General features: G+C 70.0%; 20 protein-coding genes. 9 read left to right on the top strand and 11 right to left on the bottom strand.

Features of this window, described 5'->3' with window-relative positions:
• A partial coding sequence (locus G9U51_RS12060; protein ID WP_207948253.1) for a hypothetical protein occupies positions 1-496 on the bottom strand: 496 nt, incomplete at its 3' end.
• A gap of 582 nt (positions 497-1,078) precedes the next feature.
• Positions 1,079-1,711 carry an O-methyltransferase gene (locus G9U51_RS12055; protein WP_166197167.1) on the bottom strand — a complete coding sequence of 211 codons (633 nt, stop codon included), beginning with the start codon at positions 1,709-1,711 and terminating at the stop codon, positions 1,079-1,081.
• A 175-nt stretch (positions 1,712-1,886) separates the two neighbouring features.
• Here G9U51_RS12055 and sigE point away from each other — a divergent pair, with 175 nt between their 5' ends.
• The 4 genes from sigE to G9U51_RS12035 are packed head-to-tail and all read left to right on the top strand — an operon-like array spanning position 1,887 to position 4,567.
• The gene (sigE, locus tag G9U51_RS12050) at positions 1,887-2,519 is read left to right on the top strand and encodes an RNA polymerase sigma factor SigE (RefSeq protein ID WP_166197166.1); all 633 of its coding nucleotides are present in this window, start codon (positions 1,887-1,889) and stop codon (positions 2,517-2,519) included.
• Positions 2,516-3,043, top strand: a complete 528-nt coding sequence (locus G9U51_RS12045; protein WP_166197165.1) for an anti-sigma factor — start codon at positions 2,516-2,518, stop codon at positions 3,041-3,043. The genes sigE and G9U51_RS12045 overlap by 4 nt, the downstream gene beginning before the upstream one ends.
• Positions 3,044-3,087: 44 nt before the next feature.
• Positions 3,088-4,212 (top strand): S1C family serine protease, encoded by a 1,125-nt coding sequence (locus G9U51_RS12040; RefSeq protein ID WP_166197164.1) that lies wholly within the window; start codon positions 3,088-3,090, stop codon positions 4,210-4,212.
• Between the two features lie 7 nt (positions 4,213-4,219).
• Positions 4,220-4,567, top strand: coding sequence for a Sec-independent protein translocase family protein (locus G9U51_RS12035; protein ID WP_166197163.1), 348 nt, complete (start codon positions 4,220-4,222; stop codon positions 4,565-4,567).
• A gap of 9 nt (positions 4,568-4,576) precedes the next feature.
• Here G9U51_RS12035 and G9U51_RS12030 read toward each other — a convergent pair whose 3' ends face one another.
• Genes G9U51_RS12030 through G9U51_RS17465 form a run of 4 tightly spaced genes read right to left on the bottom strand, consistent with a single transcriptional unit; the run spans position 4,577 to position 8,102 of the window.
• Positions 4,577-5,710, bottom strand: coding sequence for an Mrp/NBP35 family ATP-binding protein (locus G9U51_RS12030; protein WP_166197162.1), 1,134 nt, complete (start codon positions 5,708-5,710; stop codon positions 4,577-4,579).
• A 46-nt stretch (positions 5,711-5,756) separates the two neighbouring features.
• Positions 5,757-6,287 (bottom strand): DUF1003 domain-containing protein, encoded by a 531-nt coding sequence (locus G9U51_RS12025; RefSeq protein ID WP_166197161.1) that lies wholly within the window; start codon positions 6,285-6,287, stop codon positions 5,757-5,759.
• Positions 6,280-7,590 carry a magnesium transporter MgtE N-terminal domain-containing protein gene (locus G9U51_RS12020; RefSeq protein WP_328823456.1) on the bottom strand — a complete coding sequence of 437 codons (1,311 nt, stop codon included), beginning with the start codon at positions 7,588-7,590 and terminating at the stop codon, positions 6,280-6,282. Before G9U51_RS12020 ends, G9U51_RS12025 begins: the two co-directional genes overlap by 8 nt.
• A gap of 26 nt (positions 7,591-7,616) precedes the next feature.
• Positions 7,617-8,102: a hypothetical protein gene (locus G9U51_RS17465; RefSeq protein ID WP_235946021.1), complete on the bottom strand. Its 486-nt coding sequence runs from the start codon at positions 8,100-8,102 to the stop codon at positions 7,617-7,619.
• Between the two features lie 37 nt (positions 8,103-8,139).
• Here G9U51_RS17465 and G9U51_RS12010 point away from each other — a divergent pair, with 37 nt between their 5' ends.
• Together G9U51_RS12010 and G9U51_RS12005 are read left to right on the top strand one after the other, a co-directional pair.
• Positions 8,140-9,441 carry a hydroxyacid-oxoacid transhydrogenase gene (locus G9U51_RS12010; protein WP_328823455.1) on the top strand — a complete coding sequence of 434 codons (1,302 nt, stop codon included), beginning with the start codon at positions 8,140-8,142 and terminating at the stop codon, positions 9,439-9,441.
• 394 nt (positions 9,442-9,835) lie between these two features.
• A complete protein-coding gene (locus G9U51_RS12005) occupies positions 9,836-10,543 on the top strand; it encodes a peptidoglycan-binding domain-containing protein (RefSeq protein WP_166197159.1) in 708 nt (235 codons plus the stop codon).
• A gap of 12 nt (positions 10,544-10,555) precedes the next feature.
• Here the strand turns inward: G9U51_RS12005 and G9U51_RS12000 are convergent, their stop codons facing one another.
• Genes G9U51_RS12000 through G9U51_RS11990 form a run of 3 tightly spaced genes read right to left on the bottom strand, consistent with a single transcriptional unit; the run spans position 10,556 to position 13,203 of the window.
• Positions 10,556-12,058 (bottom strand): aminopeptidase P family protein, encoded by a 1,503-nt coding sequence (locus G9U51_RS12000; protein WP_166197158.1) that lies wholly within the window; start codon positions 12,056-12,058, stop codon positions 10,556-10,558.
• Positions 12,059-12,100: 42 nt separating this feature from the next.
• Positions 12,101-12,721: a DUF1795 domain-containing protein gene (locus G9U51_RS11995; protein WP_166197157.1), complete on the bottom strand. Its 621-nt coding sequence runs from the start codon at positions 12,719-12,721 to the stop codon at positions 12,101-12,103.
• A 20-nt stretch (positions 12,722-12,741) separates the two neighbouring features.
• The gene (locus G9U51_RS11990) at positions 12,742-13,203 is read right to left on the bottom strand and encodes a hypothetical protein (RefSeq protein ID WP_166197156.1); all 462 of its coding nucleotides are present in this window, start codon (positions 13,201-13,203) and stop codon (positions 12,742-12,744) included.
• Positions 13,204-13,254: 51 nt separating this feature from the next.
• Here G9U51_RS11990 and G9U51_RS11985 point away from each other — a divergent pair, with 51 nt between their 5' ends.
• Together G9U51_RS11985 and G9U51_RS11980 are read left to right on the top strand one after the other, a co-directional pair.
• Entirely contained in the window at positions 13,255-14,103 is an 849-nt protein-coding gene (locus G9U51_RS11985; protein ID WP_166197155.1) for a PHP domain-containing protein, read from the top strand.
• The gene (locus G9U51_RS11980) at positions 14,100-14,945 is read left to right on the top strand and encodes a RecB family exonuclease (RefSeq protein ID WP_235946020.1); all 846 of its coding nucleotides are present in this window, start codon (positions 14,100-14,102) and stop codon (positions 14,943-14,945) included. The genes G9U51_RS11985 and G9U51_RS11980 overlap by 4 nt, the downstream gene beginning before the upstream one ends.
• Positions 14,946-15,088: 143 nt before the next feature.
• Here G9U51_RS11980 and G9U51_RS17460 read toward each other — a convergent pair whose 3' ends face one another.
• On the bottom strand, positions 15,089-16,102 hold the full coding sequence (locus G9U51_RS17460) for a helix-turn-helix transcriptional regulator (RefSeq protein WP_235946016.1): 1,014 nt from the start codon (positions 16,100-16,102) through the stop codon (positions 15,089-15,091).
• Positions 16,099-17,577 (bottom strand): DEAD/DEAH box helicase, encoded by a 1,479-nt coding sequence (locus G9U51_RS11970; RefSeq protein ID WP_166197154.1) that lies wholly within the window; start codon positions 17,575-17,577, stop codon positions 16,099-16,101. Before G9U51_RS11970 ends, G9U51_RS17460 begins: the two co-directional genes overlap by 4 nt.
• Before the next feature lie 178 nt (positions 17,578-17,755).
• On the opposite strand from G9U51_RS11970, the gene G9U51_RS11965 reads away from it, so the two are divergent.
• Complete coding sequence (locus tag G9U51_RS11965) at positions 17,756-18,484, top strand: ferritin-like fold-containing protein (RefSeq protein WP_166197153.1); 729 nt, start codon at positions 17,756-17,758, stop codon at positions 18,482-18,484.
• Positions 18,485-18,547 lie beyond the last annotated feature (63 nt).

The raw sequence follows: 18,547 nt of genomic DNA, 5'->3' as shown, positions 1-18,547 counted from the left end.
CCCGCTCCAACACCGTGATCGCCTCCACCAGCACCGCACCGGTCAAATCCGGGGCGCCCGAATCAGCGGCAGCACCAGGATCAGCGGGGTCGGCAGCACCGGCAACGGCATCGGCAGCGGTGGCCGTTGTGGCGTCGGTGTCATCACCGGCGTGACACCCATCATCCGGCCGGCCTGCACCGGCGACCGAGGTTCCAGCGGGCGAGGTGTCAGTAGGCCCGGGCACACTCAAGCTGACCTCATCCAGGGCAGCTAACCGCTCGATCAACGCGCGCAACTCCGCAGCGGTCGGCGCCTGCAACGGTTCACCGCCTGCCGCGGCGCGTGCCGAGGGGGCGTCCGACATGGCATCCGCCGCGCCGTCCGACATGGCCTGCGATGTGGCGGACACCGGGTCACTGGCGAGGATGTCGGAGGCGTTGTTGGTGTTGTTCGAGCGCGCGCCGGCGGCCGGGTCCGGCCTTGGCGTGGGGGTGTTGTCGTGTGCTTCGAACATGTTTCTATTCTAGCTGCCCGGTGTGACATTGTCAGTGTTTTTCACAGGGTTTATTTACGCTGATAGTGAACATTCGAGGCTGTCGGTGGTGCCGGTTAGTGTGGTCCCGTGTGTGCTTCTTGACGGCCGCGACCGGCGCCCAAATCCGCGCCGATAGAAGCGCCGCCGGAAGGGCCGGAAAGCGGTCGCTATTACCGCCACATTCCTCTACTACGGATGTAGGGCACGCGAGGCGACCGCCAGTCGACGACAACTCACCGCTCGGCCGGTGATTGGCGCCCGCTCGGGCGACGAAAACTCGCCGCTCGGCCGGTGATTGGCGCCCGCTCGGGCGACGACAACTCGCCGCTCGTCTAGCAAAGAGTCGCCGCCGTCGACAGCCGCTCGATAACTGGCGGGAAACGAGAAAAGGACTCCGCGAGCGGGAGGTCGGAAAGTGGTCGCTATAGCCGCCAGATTCCTCTACTACGGATGTAGGGCACGCGAGGCGACCGCCAGTCGACGAAAACTCGCCGCTCGGTCGGTGATTGGTGCCCGCTCGGGCGACGAAAACTCGCCGGTCGGCCGCCTCAATACCGCTCGCTAGCGCTTGACCGCCATCAGCAGGCCGTCGCCGACGGGCAGCAAGGTGGTCACCAGGTCGGGGTCGTCGCGCAGCTGCTTGCCGAGATCGCGCAGGATCGTGGTCACCTCATCGCGCACCGCCGGGTCGGCGACCTTGTCGTGCCAGAGCATGTTGTCGATCAACAGCGTGCCGCCGCGACGCAGCAGGCGCAGGGCCTGCTCGACGTATGCCGGGTACTCCCGCTTGTCGCCGTCCACGAGCACCAGGTCGTACGCGCTGTCGGCCAGGCGCGCCATCACGACCAGGGCCGACCCGACGATGGTGCGGGTGCGCTGGGGGGCGACCCCGGCGTCGGCATACGCCCGCTTGGCCGCGTGCGAGTGCTCGGGGTTGATGTCGATGGTGGTGAGGATGCCGTCGGACGGCATACCGGAGAGCAGCCATAGGCCCGAGACGCCGGCGCCGGAACCGATCTCGACGACCGAGCGGGCACCTGCCGCCGCCGCGATCGCCCGCAGCGCGGGACCGGTTCCGGGGCCGACGGGACTCGCGCCGAACTGTTCGCCCTGCTGACGGGCGCGTTCCATCAGCTCGGGCTCGGCCACGAACTCCTCGGCATAGGTCCACGTGGCGGGTCGCATGGTGCTCATGGCTGCCAAGGTTCCCACTGCCGAGGCGCCCAGAACAAACGAGTCGAGAACAAAACCAGTTGCTTGCGCGTTGGACCCGATGAGGCTGCAGCCGGCTCCACAGAGTGAGCACAGCACCGGCACAGGTCGCGCTGTCACACTGAGGGCTCGACGACACGAGGGGTTGACACCGACCATGACGACGACCGTTTCGGGGACCGTGGTGCCTGACCAGGCACCTCCGGGTTGGCAGCCGCCGACCTGGGAGGAGATCGTCACCGAGCACTCCGCGCGGGTCTACCGGCTCGCCTACCGGCTCACCGGCAACGTCCACGACGCCGAGGACCTCACTCACGACGTGTTCGTGCGGGTCTTCCGCTCCCTGAACTCCTACCGCCCCGGCACCTTCGAGGGCTGGCTGCACCGCATCACGACCAACGTCTTCCTGGACAAGATGCGCCGCAAGCAGCGGATCCGCTTCGACGCGCTGGCCGACGACGCGGCCGCTCGGCTGCCCAGCCGGGACGGCAGCCCCGAGCAGCAGTATGTCGACGCGCACTTCGACGACGACGTGCAGCGCGCGCTGGACGCCCTCTCCCCGGACTTTCGGGCCGCGGTCGTGCTGTGCGACATCGAGGGACTGTCCTACGAAGAGGTGGCGGCCACGCTCGATGTGAAGCTCGGCACCGTCCGCTCCCGGATCCACCGCGGTCGTGCGCAGCTGCGCGAGGCGCTGGCGCACCGGGCGCCCGAGGCACGCGCCGCCCGCACCGCCGCCACTCGCCCGGCGCTCACGCCGGCCGCCCGGATGGCACCGGCGGCGCAATGAACTGTCCGGCAGGCGACCTGATCGCCGACTACGTGGAGGGCATGCTCGCTCCGGCGCAGGAGACTGCGCTGGAGCGCCACCTCGTCGCGTGTCATGCCTGCCGCACCCAGGTCAGCGCCGAGCGCGAACTGCTCGGCCGGCTGCGGGCCATGCCTGCACCGGGCGCAGGCCACCAGCACCTCGTCGCCGGCCTGATGAGCCTGGCGCCGAGCGGGCCGCCGCCGCGCCCGGAACCGCAGCGACGGGTGCCCCTGCCGAAGGCCGTCACCGGTCCGATCCCGGTCACCCTCGACTCTCGCGCGCCCGCGCAGTATGTGTCCGCGCGGCGCTCGGTCGGCCTGGCCGCGGTCGCCGCAGTGGGATGCCTGGCCGCGGTCGCCGCCGCGCACGTGCCCCTGCAGTCGACGACGCCCGCCCCGAGCACGGAGCGCCGCGTCGTGGTCAACCACCAGACGCAGCCGCCCGGCCCGCGGATGATGAGCTTCACCCAGGTCGGGCCGATCAGCGCAAAGAACCGGCCCTGATCCCTGCCGCTGCCTCGGCGCGGTAGGTCGTGAACAATGTCGGTATGACGCAGCCGCCCGTGGTCCCGCCTTCGCGGCCCAGGCCGCGCCGGCGTGCCGGAGCCCTGGCCGCTGGGGCCGCCGCCATTGCGCTGGTCGCCGGGGGAGTAGGTGGCGTCACCGGCGCCGTCGTCGCACACCGCGAGGACGCGGCCACCTCCAGCGACGCCGCGAAGGGCAGCCTGGAAGCTGTCGCGGAGCGGGCGTTGCCCAGCGTCGTGACCATCCGGATCGCCGATTCCTCGGGGAAGCCGATCGGCACTGGCTCGGGGTTCGTGCTGCGCGCCGACGGTTATATCGTCACCAACTACCACGTGGCCAAGGCGCCCGGCAGCGACCAGCTGAAGGTGCTCTTCCAGGACGGCTCGCAGATCGACGCGAGCGTCGCGGGCGCGGACTCGTCATACGACCTCGCAGTGCTCAAGGTGGACCGCAAGGGGCTGATACCACTCCTGCTCGGCGACTCCCGCGCCCTGCAGGTCGGCGCACCCGTTGTTGCCGTCGGGGCGCCGCTCGGACTGCAGGGTTCGGTCACCTCGGGCATTGTGAGCGCACTCAATCGCCCGGTGATCACCAAGGGTGGTGGCAGTGGCGGCGACGACAGCGGTGGCAGTGGCGACAGCGGCAACTCCGACGCGGAAACCAGCGACGCGGCATACCTTGACGCGATCCAGACCGACGCGGCGATCAACCACGGCAACTCCGGCGGTCCGCTGCTCAACCTGCAGGGTCAGGTGGTCGGGGTCAACACCGCCATCGCGAGCGCGACCGAGAACGGTGGCAGCATCGGGCTCGGTTTCGCGATCCCGGCCAACCAGGTGCGGCGCACGACCGACCAGTTGATCCGCAAGGGCCAGGCTGACCACCCGGTCATCGGCATCTCCTTCGACACCGAATACGCCGGCGAGGGCGTCAAGGTGACCCAGGTGCAGACCGGCGGCCCGGCCGCGCAAGCCGGGATCAAACCCGATGACGTGATCACCAAGATCGACGGGCAGAACGTTCGCGGCACCGCGGACTTCATCGTGGCGCTGCGCTCCAAGGCGGTCGGGTCGCGGGTGACGCTGATGGTAGTTTCCGAGAGCCGGGAGCACCTGGTGAGCGTCGTGACCGCAGCGTCGGGGAAGTGAGAGGGCCATGTTCGGTCTGGACGGCTGGAAGCTGCTCATCCTGCTGCTGCTCGCGACCTTCCTCATCGGCCCCGAGCGCCTGCCCGAATACATGGCCAAGCTGCGCGAGTTCATCAAGCAGGCTCGCTCGATGGCCGACGGCGCCAAGACGCAATTGCGCGACCAGATGGGGCCGGAGTTCGACGACATCGACTGGCGGCAGTACGACCCTCGTCAATACGACCCGCGGCGGATCGTGCGCCAGGCGCTCTTCGATGATGACGAGCCCGGTCAGGCCGACGCGGCCGCTCCGGTGTGGGAGCCGCCGCGCTATGACCCCGACCGCGTGACGCCCTACGACATCGACGCGACCTGATCGGCCCGCTCAGCGACCGGCCGGTGTGAGCCCCAGCGACCGACCGGCGAGCCCGCGAGCGCGGCTGCCGAGACCCTTGGCGATGCCGCGCAGCGCCACCGCGGCCGGGCTGTCCGGCTGGCCGAGCACCACGGGGGTGCCGGTGTCGGCGCCCTCACGCAAGGTGGTGTCGAGCGGGATCTGACCGAGCAGCGGCACGTCCGCACCAACCGCCCGGGTGAGCGACTCGGCCACCGTCTTGCCGCCGCCGGAGCCAAAGATCTCCTGGCGAGTGCCGTCCGGCAGCTCCAGCCAGGACATGTTCTCGATGACCCCGACGATGCGCTGCTTGGTCTGCAGGGCAATCGAACCGGCCCGCTCGGCGACCTCCGCGGCGGCCTGCTGCGGGGTGGTGACGACCAGGATCTCGGCGGTGGGGATCAATTGGGCGACCGAGATCGCGATGTCACCGGTGCCGGGTGGCAGGTCGAGCAGCAGCACGTCCAGGTCGCCCCAGAAGACGTCGGCGAGGAACTGTTGCAGCGCCCGGTGCAGCATCGGTCCGCGCCAGACGACCGGCTGGTTGCCGGGCACGAACATGCCGATCGAGATGACCTTCACCTCGTTGGCCACCGGCGGCAGGATCATGTCGTCGACCTGGGTGGGCTTGCGCTCCACGCCGAGCATGCGCGGCACCGAGAAGCCGTAGATGTCGGCGTCGACGACGCCCACCCGCAGGCCGCTGGCAGCAAGCGCCGCCGCGAGATTGGTGGTGACCGAGGACTTGCCGACGCCGCCCTTGCCGGAGGCCACGGCATACACCCGGGTGAGCGAGCCCGGCTTGGCGAACGGGATCTCCTTCTCCGCGCTACCGCCGCGCAGCTTGGTCTTGAGCTCGTCGCGCTGCTCGTCGGTCATCACGCCTAGGCGCACGTCGACGCCGGTGACACCGTCAACCGCGCTCACTGCGGCGGTGACGTCGTCAGTGAGTTTGGTCTTCAGCGGGCACCCCGCGATGGTGAGCAGGATGGTCACCGCGACCTGGCCACCGTCGGCGACCGTCACCTCGTCGACCATCCCGAGGTCGGTGATGGGACGTCGGATCTCGGGGTCGTTGACCGTCGCGAGAGCCGCGCGCAGGGCATCCATGGTGGGGGCAGACATGCCCTCCATCGTAGGTCGCCGGTATGCCGAGCCTGTGGCCGCCCGGTCAGGAATCCCGAGGCGCGATCAGGCTGCGTTGTTCGAGCTCGTCCAGCAGGTTGCGCAACTCACTGCGGACGAAGTCGCGGGTGGCCGCATCGCGGGTCGCGAGGCGTAGCGAGGCGACCTCCCGGGTGAGGAATTCGGTGTCGGCCAGCGCCCGCTCGTCCCGCGCCCGGTCCGACTCGAGCGCCACCCGGTCGCGGTCGTCCTGCCGGTTCTGGGCGAGGAGGATCAGCGGGGCGGCATACGACGCCTGGGTGGAGAAGAACAGGTTGAGCAGGATGAACGGGTAGGGGTCGTACCGCAACCCGAAGACGCCGATGAGGTTCCAGGCGACCCAGAGGATGACGAAGACCGTCATCCACATGAGGAACTTCGCGGTGCCCATGAAGCGGGCGAACCGCTCGGCGAAGACACCGAAGGCGTCGGCGTCGATCTGAGGCAGGCGGCGGGTCCGCAGCTCGGCCGGCTGGTCCAGCTTGGGGCCGCGGGCCGATTCACGGCGACGCGTGGGCCGATCGGTGCGCTCAGTCACGGGTCGCCTCCTCCATCACTTCTTCGTCGGTGCCTTCTTCGTCGTGGCGTTCCTCGCGCCAGTCGTCGGGCAGGATGTGGTCGAGCACGTCGTCCACGGTGACCGCGCCGAGCAATCGCCCGTCGTCGTCGACCACCGGCACGGTGACCAGGTTGTAGTTGGCCAGGGTCCGGGTGACCTCACCCAGGCGTGCATCGACCGCGATCGGCTCGATCGTCTTGTCGATCGCGATGCCGACCGGATTGTGCGGCGGCTCGCGCAGCAGGCGCTGAGTGTGCACCAGCCCGAGGAAGCGCCCGGTGGGCGTCTCCAGCGGCGGCCGCACGACGAAGACGGCGGAGGCGAGCGCCGGCGCGATCTCCTCGCGGCGCACCATCGCCAGTGCCTCGGCGATCGTCGCCTCCGGTCCGAGGATGATCGGCTCGGAGGTCATCAGGCCGCCGGCAGTGTTCTCCTCATAGGTCATCAACCGGCGCACCGGCTCGGCCTCGTCGGGTGCCATCAGCTGCAGCAGCCGTTCGGCCTGCTCCGGCGGCAGGTCGGACAGCAGGTCGGCGGCGTCGTCGGGCTCCATCGCCTCGAGCACGTCGGCGGCGCGGTCGTTTTCCAGGCCGGCGATGATCTCGACCTGGTCGTCCTCGGGCAATTCCTCCAGGACATCGGCGAGCTTCTCGTCGTCCAGGGCGGCGGCGACCTCGGCGCGGCGCTTGGGGTTGAGGTCATGGATCGCCTCGGCCAGGTCGGCGACCCGCAGGTCCTCGTAGCTCTCAAGCAGCAGCTCGGCACTCTGGGCGGTCGGCTGGCGGCGCAGGCCGATCACCTGACCGATATCCACCAGCGTGGTCTGACCGCTGCGCCGACGGGTCAGCCGGGACACCGCGCTGCGCTGCCCCGGCTCGTTGCGGCGCACGAAGATCTTGGTGACCAGCCACTCGCGGCGCGCGTTGCGCTCGATCGCGAGATCCTCGACGACCGCGTCGTAATCGCCTTCGCTCGAGCGGACCCGCACCTGCCGGTCGAGGATTTCACCGATCGCCAGCGCCTCCCCGGCCCGCTGCTCGAAGCGGCGCATGTTGACCAGGCCGGTGACGATCACCGACGCGGGGTCGACTGAGGTCACCCGGGTCATCGGCAGGAAGACGCGGCGCTTGCCGGGCACCTCGATCACCAGCCCGTGCGCGTGCGGCTGGCCGCCGCGGGCGAAGGACAGCACGACATCGCGCACTCGTCCCACGTGGTCACCCAGGGGGTCGAGCACGGTCAGGCCCGCCAACCGGGCGACGAAGATCCGCGTCACGCTCACGAGGAGCGAGTCTAGGGGTTGGCCGGCTAGTTGCCCGACCGCGGCCGACGCAGGGCGGTGAGGTGCTTGGGCCGCCAGCGGGCCGTCGTCGCCGCGGTGGGCTGCGGCGGCCGAGCGTCACTCGGCTGGTCCCGATTCGCTTGCGGCACAGGGGTTTCCGGGTCCGCGATGATCGCCCACACCACCGAGTCGGCGGCCCACCGGTCGCGCAGTTCCTCGGTCGGCACCGCCTGCCGGGCAGCCAGAAGTATGTCGGTCACCCGCGCCCAGTCTTCGCCGGCCGGGTTGATGCGTTCGGCGCGGGCAGGGACCGGTCCAACCCGCTCGTGGGTGTCCTTGGTGCGCAACACCAGCTCGACCTGGGCCGGCAGCTGCGGGAGGGGTTGCTCGCCGCCGCCGGTGACGGCATACAGCGTCCCATCGTCGACGGCGACCCACAGCGGCCAGGGGCGGTCGTCGACGACGACCCACACCACGGCGGCCTTGGCGAGGACTGCGGAAAGTTCGGACACGGCCACCGAGACTACCCGCGGACCTAGGCTGTGGCTCGTGGATGCGACTTCGTTGCCCAGCCCCCAGACGCCCGAGTCGGTCTTCACCTACGGCGCGCCGCAGTTGAAGTTCGGCGCCGGCGCCGCCGACGAGATCGGTTACGACCTCAGCCTCACGGGGGCGCGCCGAGCCCTGGTGGTCACCGACCCGGGCGTGGCGGCCGCCGGTGTTGCCGAGCGGGTCGCCACGCAGATGGGCCGCTTCGGCGTCGAGGCGGTGGTCTTCGACCGGGCACACGTCGAGCCGACCGACGAGAGCCTGCAGGAGGCGGTGGCCTTCGGGCGCGAGCGCGGGCCGTGGGATGCCTTCGTGGCCGTCGGTGGGGGATCGGCGATCGACACCGCGAAGGCGGTGAACCTGCTCACCACCAACGAGGGCGAGCTGATGGACTACATCAACGCGCCGGTCGGAGGCGGTCGGGCACCGGCGAATCCGTTGCGACCGCTGGTCGCGGTGCCGACGACGACCGGGACCGGCTCGGAGAGCACCACGATCTGTGTGCTCGACGTGCTGTCGCTCAAAGTCAAGACCGGCATCTCGCACGCGCGGCTGCGCCCGACGATGGCGGTGGTTGATCCATTGCTGACGGTGAGCCAGCCTCCGGGTGTCACCGCGGCCTCCGGGATGGACATCCTGTGCCACGCGCTCGAGTCCTACACCGCCCGGCCCTACACCTCCTACGAGCGCAAGCGGCCCGAAGAACGGGTGCCCTACTGCGGCTCGAACCCGATCGCCGACATGTGGTCGGAGAAGGCGATGACGCTGCTCGCCTCCTCCTTCCGGACGGCCGTGCGCGACGGTTCCGATCTGGACGCGCGCGGCAGTATGGCGCTCGCGGCCACCTTCGCGGGGATGGGCTTCGGCAACGCCGGGGTGCACATCCCGCATGCCAACGCTTATCCCATCGCGGGGCGGGTGCGCGACTTCCGGCCGGCCGACTACCCGCAGGACGAGCCGATGATCCCGCACGGGATGAGCGTCTCGCTGACCGCGCCGGAGGCCTTCCGTTTCACCTTCGCCGCGTCGCCCGAACGTCACCTGCGTGCTGCGGATCTGCTTGCGGGACAACGGGATTACCGTGAGGTCGCAGCGGAGGAGAGGCTGCCGGCCGTGCTCATCGACCTGATGCGCGACATCGGCATACCGAACGGGCTCGCGGCGGTGGGGTACACGGAGGCCGACGCCGACGACCTGGTGGACGGGACGATGAAACAGCAGCGACTGCTGGCCACCGCGCCCCGGCCGGTCACTGAGGAGGACATCGCCGGGATCTTCCGGCGCAGCATGACTCTCTGGTGACGGCTGCCCGCCTTCGGGAATAGATGTGAGGGACGTCTCGTTGTTTCGATTAGAATAGTTCGATTCCAAACAGTATGCTGGAATCACGAACACCGACGAGTGTCATGGGGAAGGAGGCACCGACATGATGAACATGGTTCCGTTCACCCGAGGCGCGATCGCGCAGTCCGTGGCGGCCGACCGGTACCGCACCGAGCGTGTCCGGCGGTTCCTGGGGCGTCGCTGACTCATCCAGAGACTTCAAGGCCTTGATCCCATCGCGAGGATCAAGGCCTTCGTCATATCCCGTAACCAAAACCGGTGCTGCGACGTCATACCAAGTGACGGCGGTGCCGTGAGCGATTCAGGGGGAGTCGCTTCGGGGGAAGCACCGCCGCACCAAGGGGGAATAACGATGTCTCGTACTTTCGATCGCCGGGCGCTGCTCGGCGGAGGGATCGCCGCAGCGACCGTCGCGCTGGTCGGAGGAGGCACCGCCGCCGGTGCCGTCGCCGCCACGCATCCGCAGGTGCGGTACGGCTCCAGCGGCGGTGCCGTGCTCGAACTCCAGCGCAAGCTGGCCGCCAAGGGCTTCTGGTGCGGGTCGCCCGACGGTTCGTTCGGCGGGCTCACGCAACAGGCGGTGTATGCCGTGCAGAAGGCCTACGGCCTCACCCGCGACGGCGTGTGTGGCCCGAACACCTGGGGCGCCGTGGACCGGCTCACCCAGCCGAAGTCGTGGACCCAGACCTATGCCGTCGAGATCGACCTGCGCCGGCAACTGCTGATGATCACCGGCAACGGCTACGCGCGCATCACGCTCAACACCAGCACCGGCTCAGGTCAGTGGTTCAGCTACAACGGCCGCTGGATCCGGGCGACCACGCCGACCGGCTGGTTCTCGATGCTGTGGCACGGATCCAACGGTTGGGACTATGGCGCGCTCGGCGGCCTCTACCGGCCGTACTACTTCACCCGCAGCGGCATCGCGGTGCACGGCTCGGGCTCGATCCCGCCATACCCGGCCTCGCACGGCTGCTGCCGGGTGTCGACGGCGGCGCAGGACATGCTGATCGCCTCAGGTCACCTGCGGATTGGTCGCGGAGTCCTCGTCCACAACTGACGCATCGACCGCTCAGCGGCGCTGCACTCGGGCGATCCACGCCTCGACGTCGGCGCTGGAGCGGGGCATGAAGCCGGAGAGGTTCTCGTGGCCGTCCTCGGTGACGAGCACGTCGTCCTCGATCCGCACGCCGATGCCGCGCAACTCGGCCGGGATGAGCTCGTCGTCGGCCTTGAAGTAGAGGCCGGGCTCGACGGTGAGGATCATGCCTGGCTTGAGCTCGGCCTCCATGTACTGCTCCTGGCGGGCGAGCGCGCAGTCGTGCACGTCGATGCCGAGGTGATGGCTGGTGCCGTGCACCATCCAGCGCCGGTGGTACTGGCCCTTCTCCTTGTCGAGGGTGGTCTCGACGTCGATGCCGTCCGGCAGCAGGCCCCACTCGTGCAGGTGCTCGGCGATCACTCGGATCGCGGCGGCGTGCACATCGGAGAACTTGTTGCCCGGCTTGACCGCGGCGATGCCGGCCTCCTGGGCGGCATACACCGCGTCGTAGACCTTGCGCTGCGCGTCGGTGAAGGTGCCGCTGACCGGCAGGGTGCGGGTGATGTCGGCGGTGTAGAGGCTGTCGACCTCCACACCCGCGTCGAGCAGCAGCAGGTCGCCGTCCTTCACGTCGCCGGTGTTCTTGATCCAGTGCAGGGTGTTGGCGTGGTCGCCGCTGGCGCAGATCGAGTCGTAGCCGACGCCATTGCCGGCATGCCGCGCGTAGAGGCCGAAGACACCTTCGACCCAGCGTTCGCCGCGGCCGCGCTTGACCGCCTCGGGCAGGTCGCGGATGACGCCCTCGAAACCCTCGCCGGTGGCGCGGACGGCCTCGCGCATCTGCTCGATCTCGTGCGGGTCCTTGACCAGCCGCAGTTCGGACAGATGCCGCGCCAGCTCGGCGTCGCGGTCGCGGTCCTCGGCGACCTTGTCGTCGTCGTGCTCCTGGGTCTGGGCGCGCACCTCATCGACGCGCGCCGTGGTCTGCTGGTCGGCATCGCGCACCACCCGCAGCGCGACGGCGCCAGCGTCCTTGGCGACCGCGTCACTGAACTCGTCGATATGCCGCGCGGTGAGCCCGAGTTCGGCCTCGAGGTCAGCCAGCGTCGGTCGGGCGCCGACCCAGAACTCGCCATACCGCGAGTCGCCGAAGAACTCCTCGGTGTCGCGGCCGGCGAGCGGGCGGAAGTAGAGGACCGCCTCGTGACCGCCGTCCTCCTGCGGTTCGAGCACGAGCACCGAGTCCGGTTCGCGGTCGGCGCCGAGACCGGTCAGGTGAGCGAAGGCCGAGTGCGGGCGGAAGACATAGTCGGTGTCGTTCGAGCGCACCTTCAGCCCACCAGCCGGTATGACGAGCCGCTCGCCCGGGAAGCTCGCGCTCACCTCGGCGCGTCGGTCGGCGGCGTAATCGGCGACCGCTGCGCGCTCCGGCGGCGTCTCGTCGCGCGGTGCCCACCCGCTCGCGACGAACTCGCGGAAGGCCATGCTCTGCGGACGGCTGCGGTGTTCGGCCTTGGCCTGCTCTTCACTCACCCGCTCATCGTTGCACGGCGAGCAAGCCCCGCCGCGCCGGGATCAGCGGGTCCACACCCAGGAGTCCAGCAGCGCCGTCAAGGTCGCGGTCGCCGCGGTGCGACGCGGCTGGGAGCACGACAAGGTGATGACATACACCTTCCCAGCGCGCAGCACGTAGAACTGCGTCTGGCTGACCTTCACACCTTGCACCGGGCGGTCGGAGGCATAGCCCTTCGCCGGTTCGCCGCCGATCCGTCGGTCGGCGATGGTGCTGACCGTGCCGCCCTCCTGGCGCATCGCGGTGGACCCCTGATTGACCAGGTCGGTCAGCGTGACGGTGTCCGGTGCGGTCTGCCGCAGCACGGTGATGTTGGTGTAGTAGCCGTCCTCCTGCGCCTTGGAGCGCATGCCGAGCGCGAGGCCGCCCACCCCCGCGACCTTGTCGACGGTGATCCATCCGGACGGCAGCGCGAGGGCGAAATCCTTGTTCTTGTCAGCGGTGCTGCCCGTCGGCGCGGTCGTCGGCGTGACGGTGGTCGGTGCCGGCACCGAGGTGGTCGCCGTGGCGCTGGAGGTGGGCGTGGAGGTGTCGGTGTGCGCGGCACCGCCGGCCGCCGAGCAGCCGGTGAGCGCGAGAGTCGAGATGGCCAACAGCGCGATGGAGCGAGGGGTGCTGGTCATGGCAGGCAACTGTAGGTCGTTCACCGTTGAGGCAGCGCCGCGACCCGTTCGAAGTGCGCGGCGTTGCTGCGATGCCACAGCCAGCCGGCGGCGACGACCCCGGTCAGGGCGATGAGCAGTTGGACGACGATGCCGTACCACGGCAGGTGGCCCCGGGTGACCAGGCTCCAGGTCTGCAGCACCGCGAAGCCGGCCAGCACGGTGGACACGATCCGGGCCCACCACCGGCCGCGCCGGTTGAGCCGAGCCAGAACGAGCCAGAGCACCACGCTGACCGCCGCGACGGTGACCATCAGGCCGACCGTGCCCGTCGTGATGTCGTCGACCGCACCTCGCTGCGTGGCCGTGGTGGCCGTGGCCCGGATGCCCTCGGCGATCGACCCGCGGGCGGCGAAGGTGAGGGGGATCGACAGGGCCGACAGCGCGGCCCCGGCATACATCGCACGGAGTGCGAACTGCAGCGCACGGCTCGTCTGCGTCATCGGCTCACCTTCGCTCGGCACCGTGTCGGCGCTGGAGGCTAGCCTGCCAGAGTGCTGATCGATCTACACGCTCATTCGACCGCCAGCGACGGCACGCAGCCGCCGGCGCAGGTGGTGCGTGCAGCGAGCGACGCCGGGCTCGACGTGGTGGCGTTGACCGATCACGACACGACGGCCGGCTGGGCCGACGCGCTCGCGGCGGCCCAGCAGATCGGTGTCGGCCTGGTGCGCGGCATCGAGGTCTCCACGCAGCACGAGGGCATCAGCCTGCACGTGCTGGGTTATCTGCACGATCCGACCGACCAGGCACTGCTCGCCGAGCTCGAGCACGCCCGCAGCTCGCGCGAGACCCGGGCGCAGCGCATGGTCGAGCGGCTCGCGCCCGACACCGGTCTCACCTGGCCGGAGGTGCTGGCCCAGGTCAGCGAGGGCACGACGATCGGGCGGCCGCATATCGCCGACGCGCTGGTGGCCCGCGGTGTCGTCGCCGACCGCAACGAGGCCTTCGCGAGCTACCTCGCGACCGGCAGCAAGTACCACGTGTCGCACTATGCGCCCGACCCGGTGACCGCGGTCGGGTTGATCGGCGCGGCCGGCGGCGTGGCGGTGATGGCCCACCCCTTCGCCAGCTCGCGCGGCCGGATCGTCGGTGAGGAGGTCATCGAGCAGATGGCCGAGGCGGGGCTGGCGGGCCTGGAGGTCGATCACCGGGACCATGACGCCGCCGCCCGGGAGCGCGCCGCCCAGCTCGCGACCCGGCTGGGGTTGATCGCCACCGGCAGCAGCGACTACCACGGCGCCGACAAGTCCAACCGGCTCGGCGAAAACACCACCTCCGAGGCGGCGCTGCGCGCCCTCGCCGAGCGCGCCACCTCCGGCATCGAGGTGTGGTGGGGATGAGCGACACGCCCGAACTGCCGGGGATGCCGCAGCGGCTCTACCTGGCCAGCCCGAGCCGGCTCTACGCCTTCCAGTCCTGCCCGCGCGCCTATCGCTTCGGCTATCTCGACCGGCCCCGGCCGCAGGCCCGGCCGCAGCGAGCGCACACCTCGGTCGGCCTCAGCGTTCACAACGTGCTGCGGGATTTTTGGGACCTGCCCGCCGACAAGCGCACGCCACAAGGGGTCCGCGAGGCGCTGCGGGCGGCGTGGATCCCGGTCGGCTTTCGCGACGACGGCCAGTCGGCGCGCTGGCGGCAGAAGGTGACCGAGGAGGTCATCGACTATCTGCGCGGGATCGACCGCGACGCCGAGCCGCGCGGCATCGAGCGCACCGTCAGCCTGCGCACCGACGTCCTCGGGCTCACCGGTCGCGTCGACCGCATCGACGAGCGGGGCGAGGAGCTGGTGATCGTCGACTACAAGACCTCCCGGCGCCCCCTGCACCCCGACTCGGCCCGCACCTCGCTCGCCCTCGCGTTCTATGCCGCGGCCGCCAGCCGGCTGCTGCGCCGGCCCTGCTTCGAGGTCGAGTTGCACCACATTCCAAGCGGCGAGGTGATCCGGCATCGGCATACCGCCGAGTCTTTGGACCGCAAGCTCGCCGAGGCCGACTCGATCGCGCGCGATGCCCGCCGAGCCGACCAGCGGTATGCCGATCTCGGTCCCGACGCGCCCGATTTCGCACCGACCCCGTCGGCGCTGTGCCGGTGGTGTGACTACCGGGCGCACTGCCCGGAGGGGCAGCGGGAGGGCCCGGAGCAGTCGGACTGGGCGGCGCTGGAACCGGACGAGCGGTCCTAGGCCCTGACGCATGACGAGGGGCCAGCAGCCCCCTTGCCTGCTGGCCCCTCATCAGTGCGTTCCCCCTGGCCCGTGCTTCTATTGTGCGGCGTGGCAAGGATGTCGCGCCATGCGACCGGGACCGAAGTTCTTGCGGGAAGGTCCTAGGACCGCTCTTCCCCGTCGGGATCGAGGACGTAGCCGATCTCCGAGCGTTGGGTGATGCCGAGCTTGGACAGGATGTTGCCGACATGCGTCTTGACGGTCTTCAGCGAGATGTGCAGGTGGCGGGCGATCTCGGAATTGGTCAGCTGGTCGACGGCGATCAACCCGGCGATCTCCGCCTCGCGCGGAGTGAGGGCGGTGCGCAGCGCAGCGGCCTGCAGGTGGCTGAGCCGGGCCTTGGCGGCGGCTTCCTTGGCGCGCAGCAATTCCACGACCTCGCCCTGCACCTCGACGCAGATCTCCGCAAGCAGCGCCGCCTCGGTGGCGATCTCGTCGCTCGGCCGGCTCTCCTGGGCCGCGATCTGCACCGTTCGCGCCGCGCGCCGGATGCGTTCCATCCGGTGCGAGACCTCCGACATCAGGTCGATCTCGGAGGTGGGCCGGGCCGAGTCCAGCTCGGGGTGGTCGGCATACAGGTCGTGCCCGAGGGGCGAGGTCGCGTCGCGGGCGATCGCGTTGGCGAGTGCGGCCGCCAGCCATTCGGCGGCGGCGACCACCGTGTCGTCATAGGTCTTCGGGGTGAGCGATTGCAGGCTCATCTGGCCCATGACCTCCTTGGAGGTCGGGTCGATGATCGGCACGACGATCGCGTCCTTGGACGATTCGTCGACATTCCCGAAGGGCACCGTGCGGTTGAGCAGGGCGCCGTTGTCGTCGGCGTACCGGTAGGTGCGGGCCGAGGAACGGATCCAATGCGACAGTCCGTGCGGGCCGTAGTGCGAGATGTCCGGTGGGTAGTACTGGTCCTGGTCGAAGACATACGGCAGCACGCAGGTGTGGTCGTCGTGGAAGAAGCCGATGTAGAAGCTGTCGACCCGGGTCAGGTTGGACAAGGTCATCCGGCAGGTGGCATACCGCAGCCGCTGCTCGTGCGGACCCGAGGTGCGCAATCGACGGTCGGCCAGCCGCAAGTGCTTGACCGTCTCCTCATCGAAGCGCACCCGAGCACTCATGCTCCGGCGCCCCGCTCACCACCGCCACCGGCGCCGCGGGTGCGCCGACGGCGACGCGGGCGCCCGGAGGCCGCGGCACCCTCGGTCGGACGCGACCCACTGTCGGAGCGGCGGCCGCCACGCGAGCCACCCCGCCCGCGTCCGTCGGCGGAGCGACCACCGTGACCACGTCGGCCGGCCGCGGCCCCGACCTCGCCGAGGTCCTCGACTTCCTCGGCGCCGAGGCCCGCGCGGGTGCGCTCGGACTTGGGCAGCGTGCCCTTCGCGCTGGTCGGGATGGACAGCTCGGCAAGCAGGTGCGGTGAGGAGGAATAGGTCTCGACCGGCTCCGGTATGCCGAGGTCGAGCGCCTTGTCGATCATCGACCAGCGGTGCAGGTCATCCCAGTCGACCAGGGTGATCGCGATGCCGGTGTTGCCGGCGCGGCCGGTGCGGCCGACCCGGTGGACATAGGTCTTCTCGTCCTCGGGGCACTGGTAGTTGATGACGTGGGTGACGTTCTCCACGTCGATGCCGCGCGCGGCGACGTCGGTGGCGACGAGAGTGTCGATCTTGCCGGAGCGGAACGCGCGCAGCGCCTGCTCACGCGCGCCCTGGCCGAGGTCGCCGTGGATGGCGGCGGCGGCGAAGCCGCGCTGGGTGAGCTCGTCGGACACCTTGGCGGCGGTGCGCTTGGTGCGGGTGAAGATGATCGTGAGGCCCCGGCCCTCGGCCTGCAGCACGCGGGCGAGCAACTCGACCTTGTCCATCGCGTGCGCGCGATAGACGAACTGCTCGATCGCCTTGACGGTCTGCTTGTCGTCACCGTCGTCGCTCATCGCGCGGATGTGCGTCGGCTGGGTCATATAACGGCGCGCCAGGGTCACGACCGCCCCCGGCATGGTCGCCGAGAAGAGCATCGTCTGGCGCGACCCGGGGGTCATCGCCAGGATCTTCTCCACATCGGGCAGGAAGCCCAGGTCGAGCATCTCGTCGGCCTCGTCGAGCACGACGCATTTCACGTGGGACAGGTCGAGGTGCTTCTGCTTGGCCAGGTCGATGAGGCGGCCGGGCGTGCCGACGATGACCTCGGCGCCCCGACGCAGCGCCTCGACCTGCGGCTCGTAGGCGCGGCCGCCGTAGACCGGCTCGACCCGCACGCCGCGCTGGGTGGAGGCGGTGCGCAGGTCACCGGTCACCTGCACGGCGAGCTCGCGGGTGGGCACGACGACCAGGGCCTGTGGCGCACCCGGGGCGGCGAGGGCGGCATACCCCTCGTCGTCCGGGCCGACCACCCGGTTGAGCAGGGGGACGCCGAAGCCGAGCGTCTTGCCGGTGCCGGTCTTGGCCTGGCCGATGATGTCGTGGCCGCCGAGCGCGACCGGCAGGGTCATGGCCTGGATCGGGAAGGGCGTGTGGATGCCCGCGGCGGCAAGCGAGGCCACGATCTGCGGGTGGACGTCGAATGCGGCGAAGGTGGGCTGTTCGGTGGACATGATGGTGTGCTGATCCTCCGGGATCGGTCGGGCGCAGCAGCCGGGTCCGGCGCGCGCGGTCCAGGGCCGATCGGGAAGAAGCGAAATGCGGCGTCTCGCCGCGAGTCATGTCGTATGCCGACCGGGCACCATGTTCGATGACCGCTCGATCCTACCGTCCGGTCGCTAAAGTTCCTGCATGGCCGAACAGCACGCGGGGCAGGCGCCTGCCCGGACGCCGAGGGCGCGCACCGTCGAGGACCTGGAGGATCCCACCTACCGCCGCGGCGTGGTGGCCCTGCTGGGCACGCTCGCGTATGGCGAGCTGGTGAGCTTCTTCACCGTCGTGGCCGACGCCGACCGGGCGCCGTCGATGGCCGACAAGGTCAAGCTGACCCGGGTGGCGCTCAGCGAGTTCGCCCACTTCGACCTGCTGACCGATCGGCTGACCGAGCTCGGCGCCGACCCGGAGCAGGCGATGGAGGCCTCCCGGGACAACCTGGACGAATGGCACCGGCGCTGCACGCCGAGCGATTGGTATGAGGGCCTGATGAAGGTCTATGCCGGCAGCACGATCGCCATCGACTTCTACAAGGAATGCGTCCCGGTGGTCGACCCGGACACCCAGGAGCTGATGCGCAAGGTGCTCGACGACTCCGGGCACTATCTGTATGCCGAGCACGAGCTGCGGGCCGCGATCGAGGCCGACCCCAAGCTCGCTGCCCGGATGGGGCTGTGGGGCCGGCGGATCGTGGGGGAGGCGCTGTCCCAGGCGCAACGGGCCGCGGCCGAGAACGACGACCTCACCGGTTTGCTCATCGACAGCGGGTCGGGCCACGGCTTCGACCTGGCCGAGTTGATGCGGCTGTTCACCCGGATCACCGAGGCCCACACGCGCCGGATGGAGGCGCTGGGACTGTCCGCGTGAGCGGCATACGGCATGACAACGGGCCCGCACCATGGCTGGTGCGGGCCCGTTGTGTGTGGACCG

Origin of the sequence: Metallococcus carri (genome assembly GCF_011440275.1) — a bacterium.
Classification (GTDB): domain Bacteria; phylum Actinomycetota; class Actinomycetes; order Actinomycetales; family Dermatophilaceae; genus Metallococcus; species Metallococcus carri.
Note: the sequence above shows the minus strand (reverse complement) of the source record. Positions and strands in the feature narration are given on the sequence as shown.

Coding starts and splice junctions, on each gene's coding strand:
- G9U51_RS12005 (WP_166197159.1), top strand. CDS start 9,836: ATGTCTCGTACTTTCGATCGCCGGGCGCTGCTCGGCGGAGGGATCGCC.
- G9U51_RS12030 (WP_166197162.1), bottom strand. CDS start 5,710: ATGTCTGCCCCCACCATGGATGCCCTGCGCGCGGCTCTCGCGACGGTC.
- G9U51_RS12055 (WP_166197167.1), bottom strand. CDS start 1,711: ATGAGCACCATGCGACCCGCCACGTGGACCTATGCCGAGGAGTTCGTG.
- G9U51_RS11970 (WP_166197154.1), bottom strand. CDS start 17,577: ATGTCCACCGAACAGCCCACCTTCGCCGCATTCGACGTCCACCCGCAG.
- G9U51_RS12035 (WP_166197163.1), top strand. CDS start 4,220: ATGTTCGGTCTGGACGGCTGGAAGCTGCTCATCCTGCTGCTGCTCGCG.
- G9U51_RS11990 (WP_166197156.1), bottom strand. CDS start 13,203: ATGACGCAGACGAGCCGTGCGCTGCAGTTCGCACTCCGTGCGATGTAT.
- G9U51_RS11965 (WP_166197153.1), top strand. CDS start 17,756: ATGGCCGAACAGCACGCGGGGCAGGCGCCTGCCCGGACGCCGAGGGCG.
- G9U51_RS12045 (WP_166197165.1), top strand. CDS start 2,516: ATGAACTGTCCGGCAGGCGACCTGATCGCCGACTACGTGGAGGGCATG.
- sigE (WP_166197166.1), top strand. CDS start 1,887: ATGACGACGACCGTTTCGGGGACCGTGGTGCCTGACCAGGCACCTCCG.
- G9U51_RS11980 (WP_235946020.1), top strand. CDS start 14,100: ATGAGCGACACGCCCGAACTGCCGGGGATGCCGCAGCGGCTCTACCTG.
- G9U51_RS12040 (WP_166197164.1), top strand. CDS start 3,088: ATGACGCAGCCGCCCGTGGTCCCGCCTTCGCGGCCCAGGCCGCGCCGG.
- G9U51_RS11995 (WP_166197157.1), bottom strand. CDS start 12,721: ATGACCAGCACCCCTCGCTCCATCGCGCTGTTGGCCATCTCGACTCTC.
- G9U51_RS17460 (WP_235946016.1), bottom strand. CDS start 16,102: ATGAGTGCTCGGGTGCGCTTCGATGAGGAGACGGTCAAGCACTTGCGG.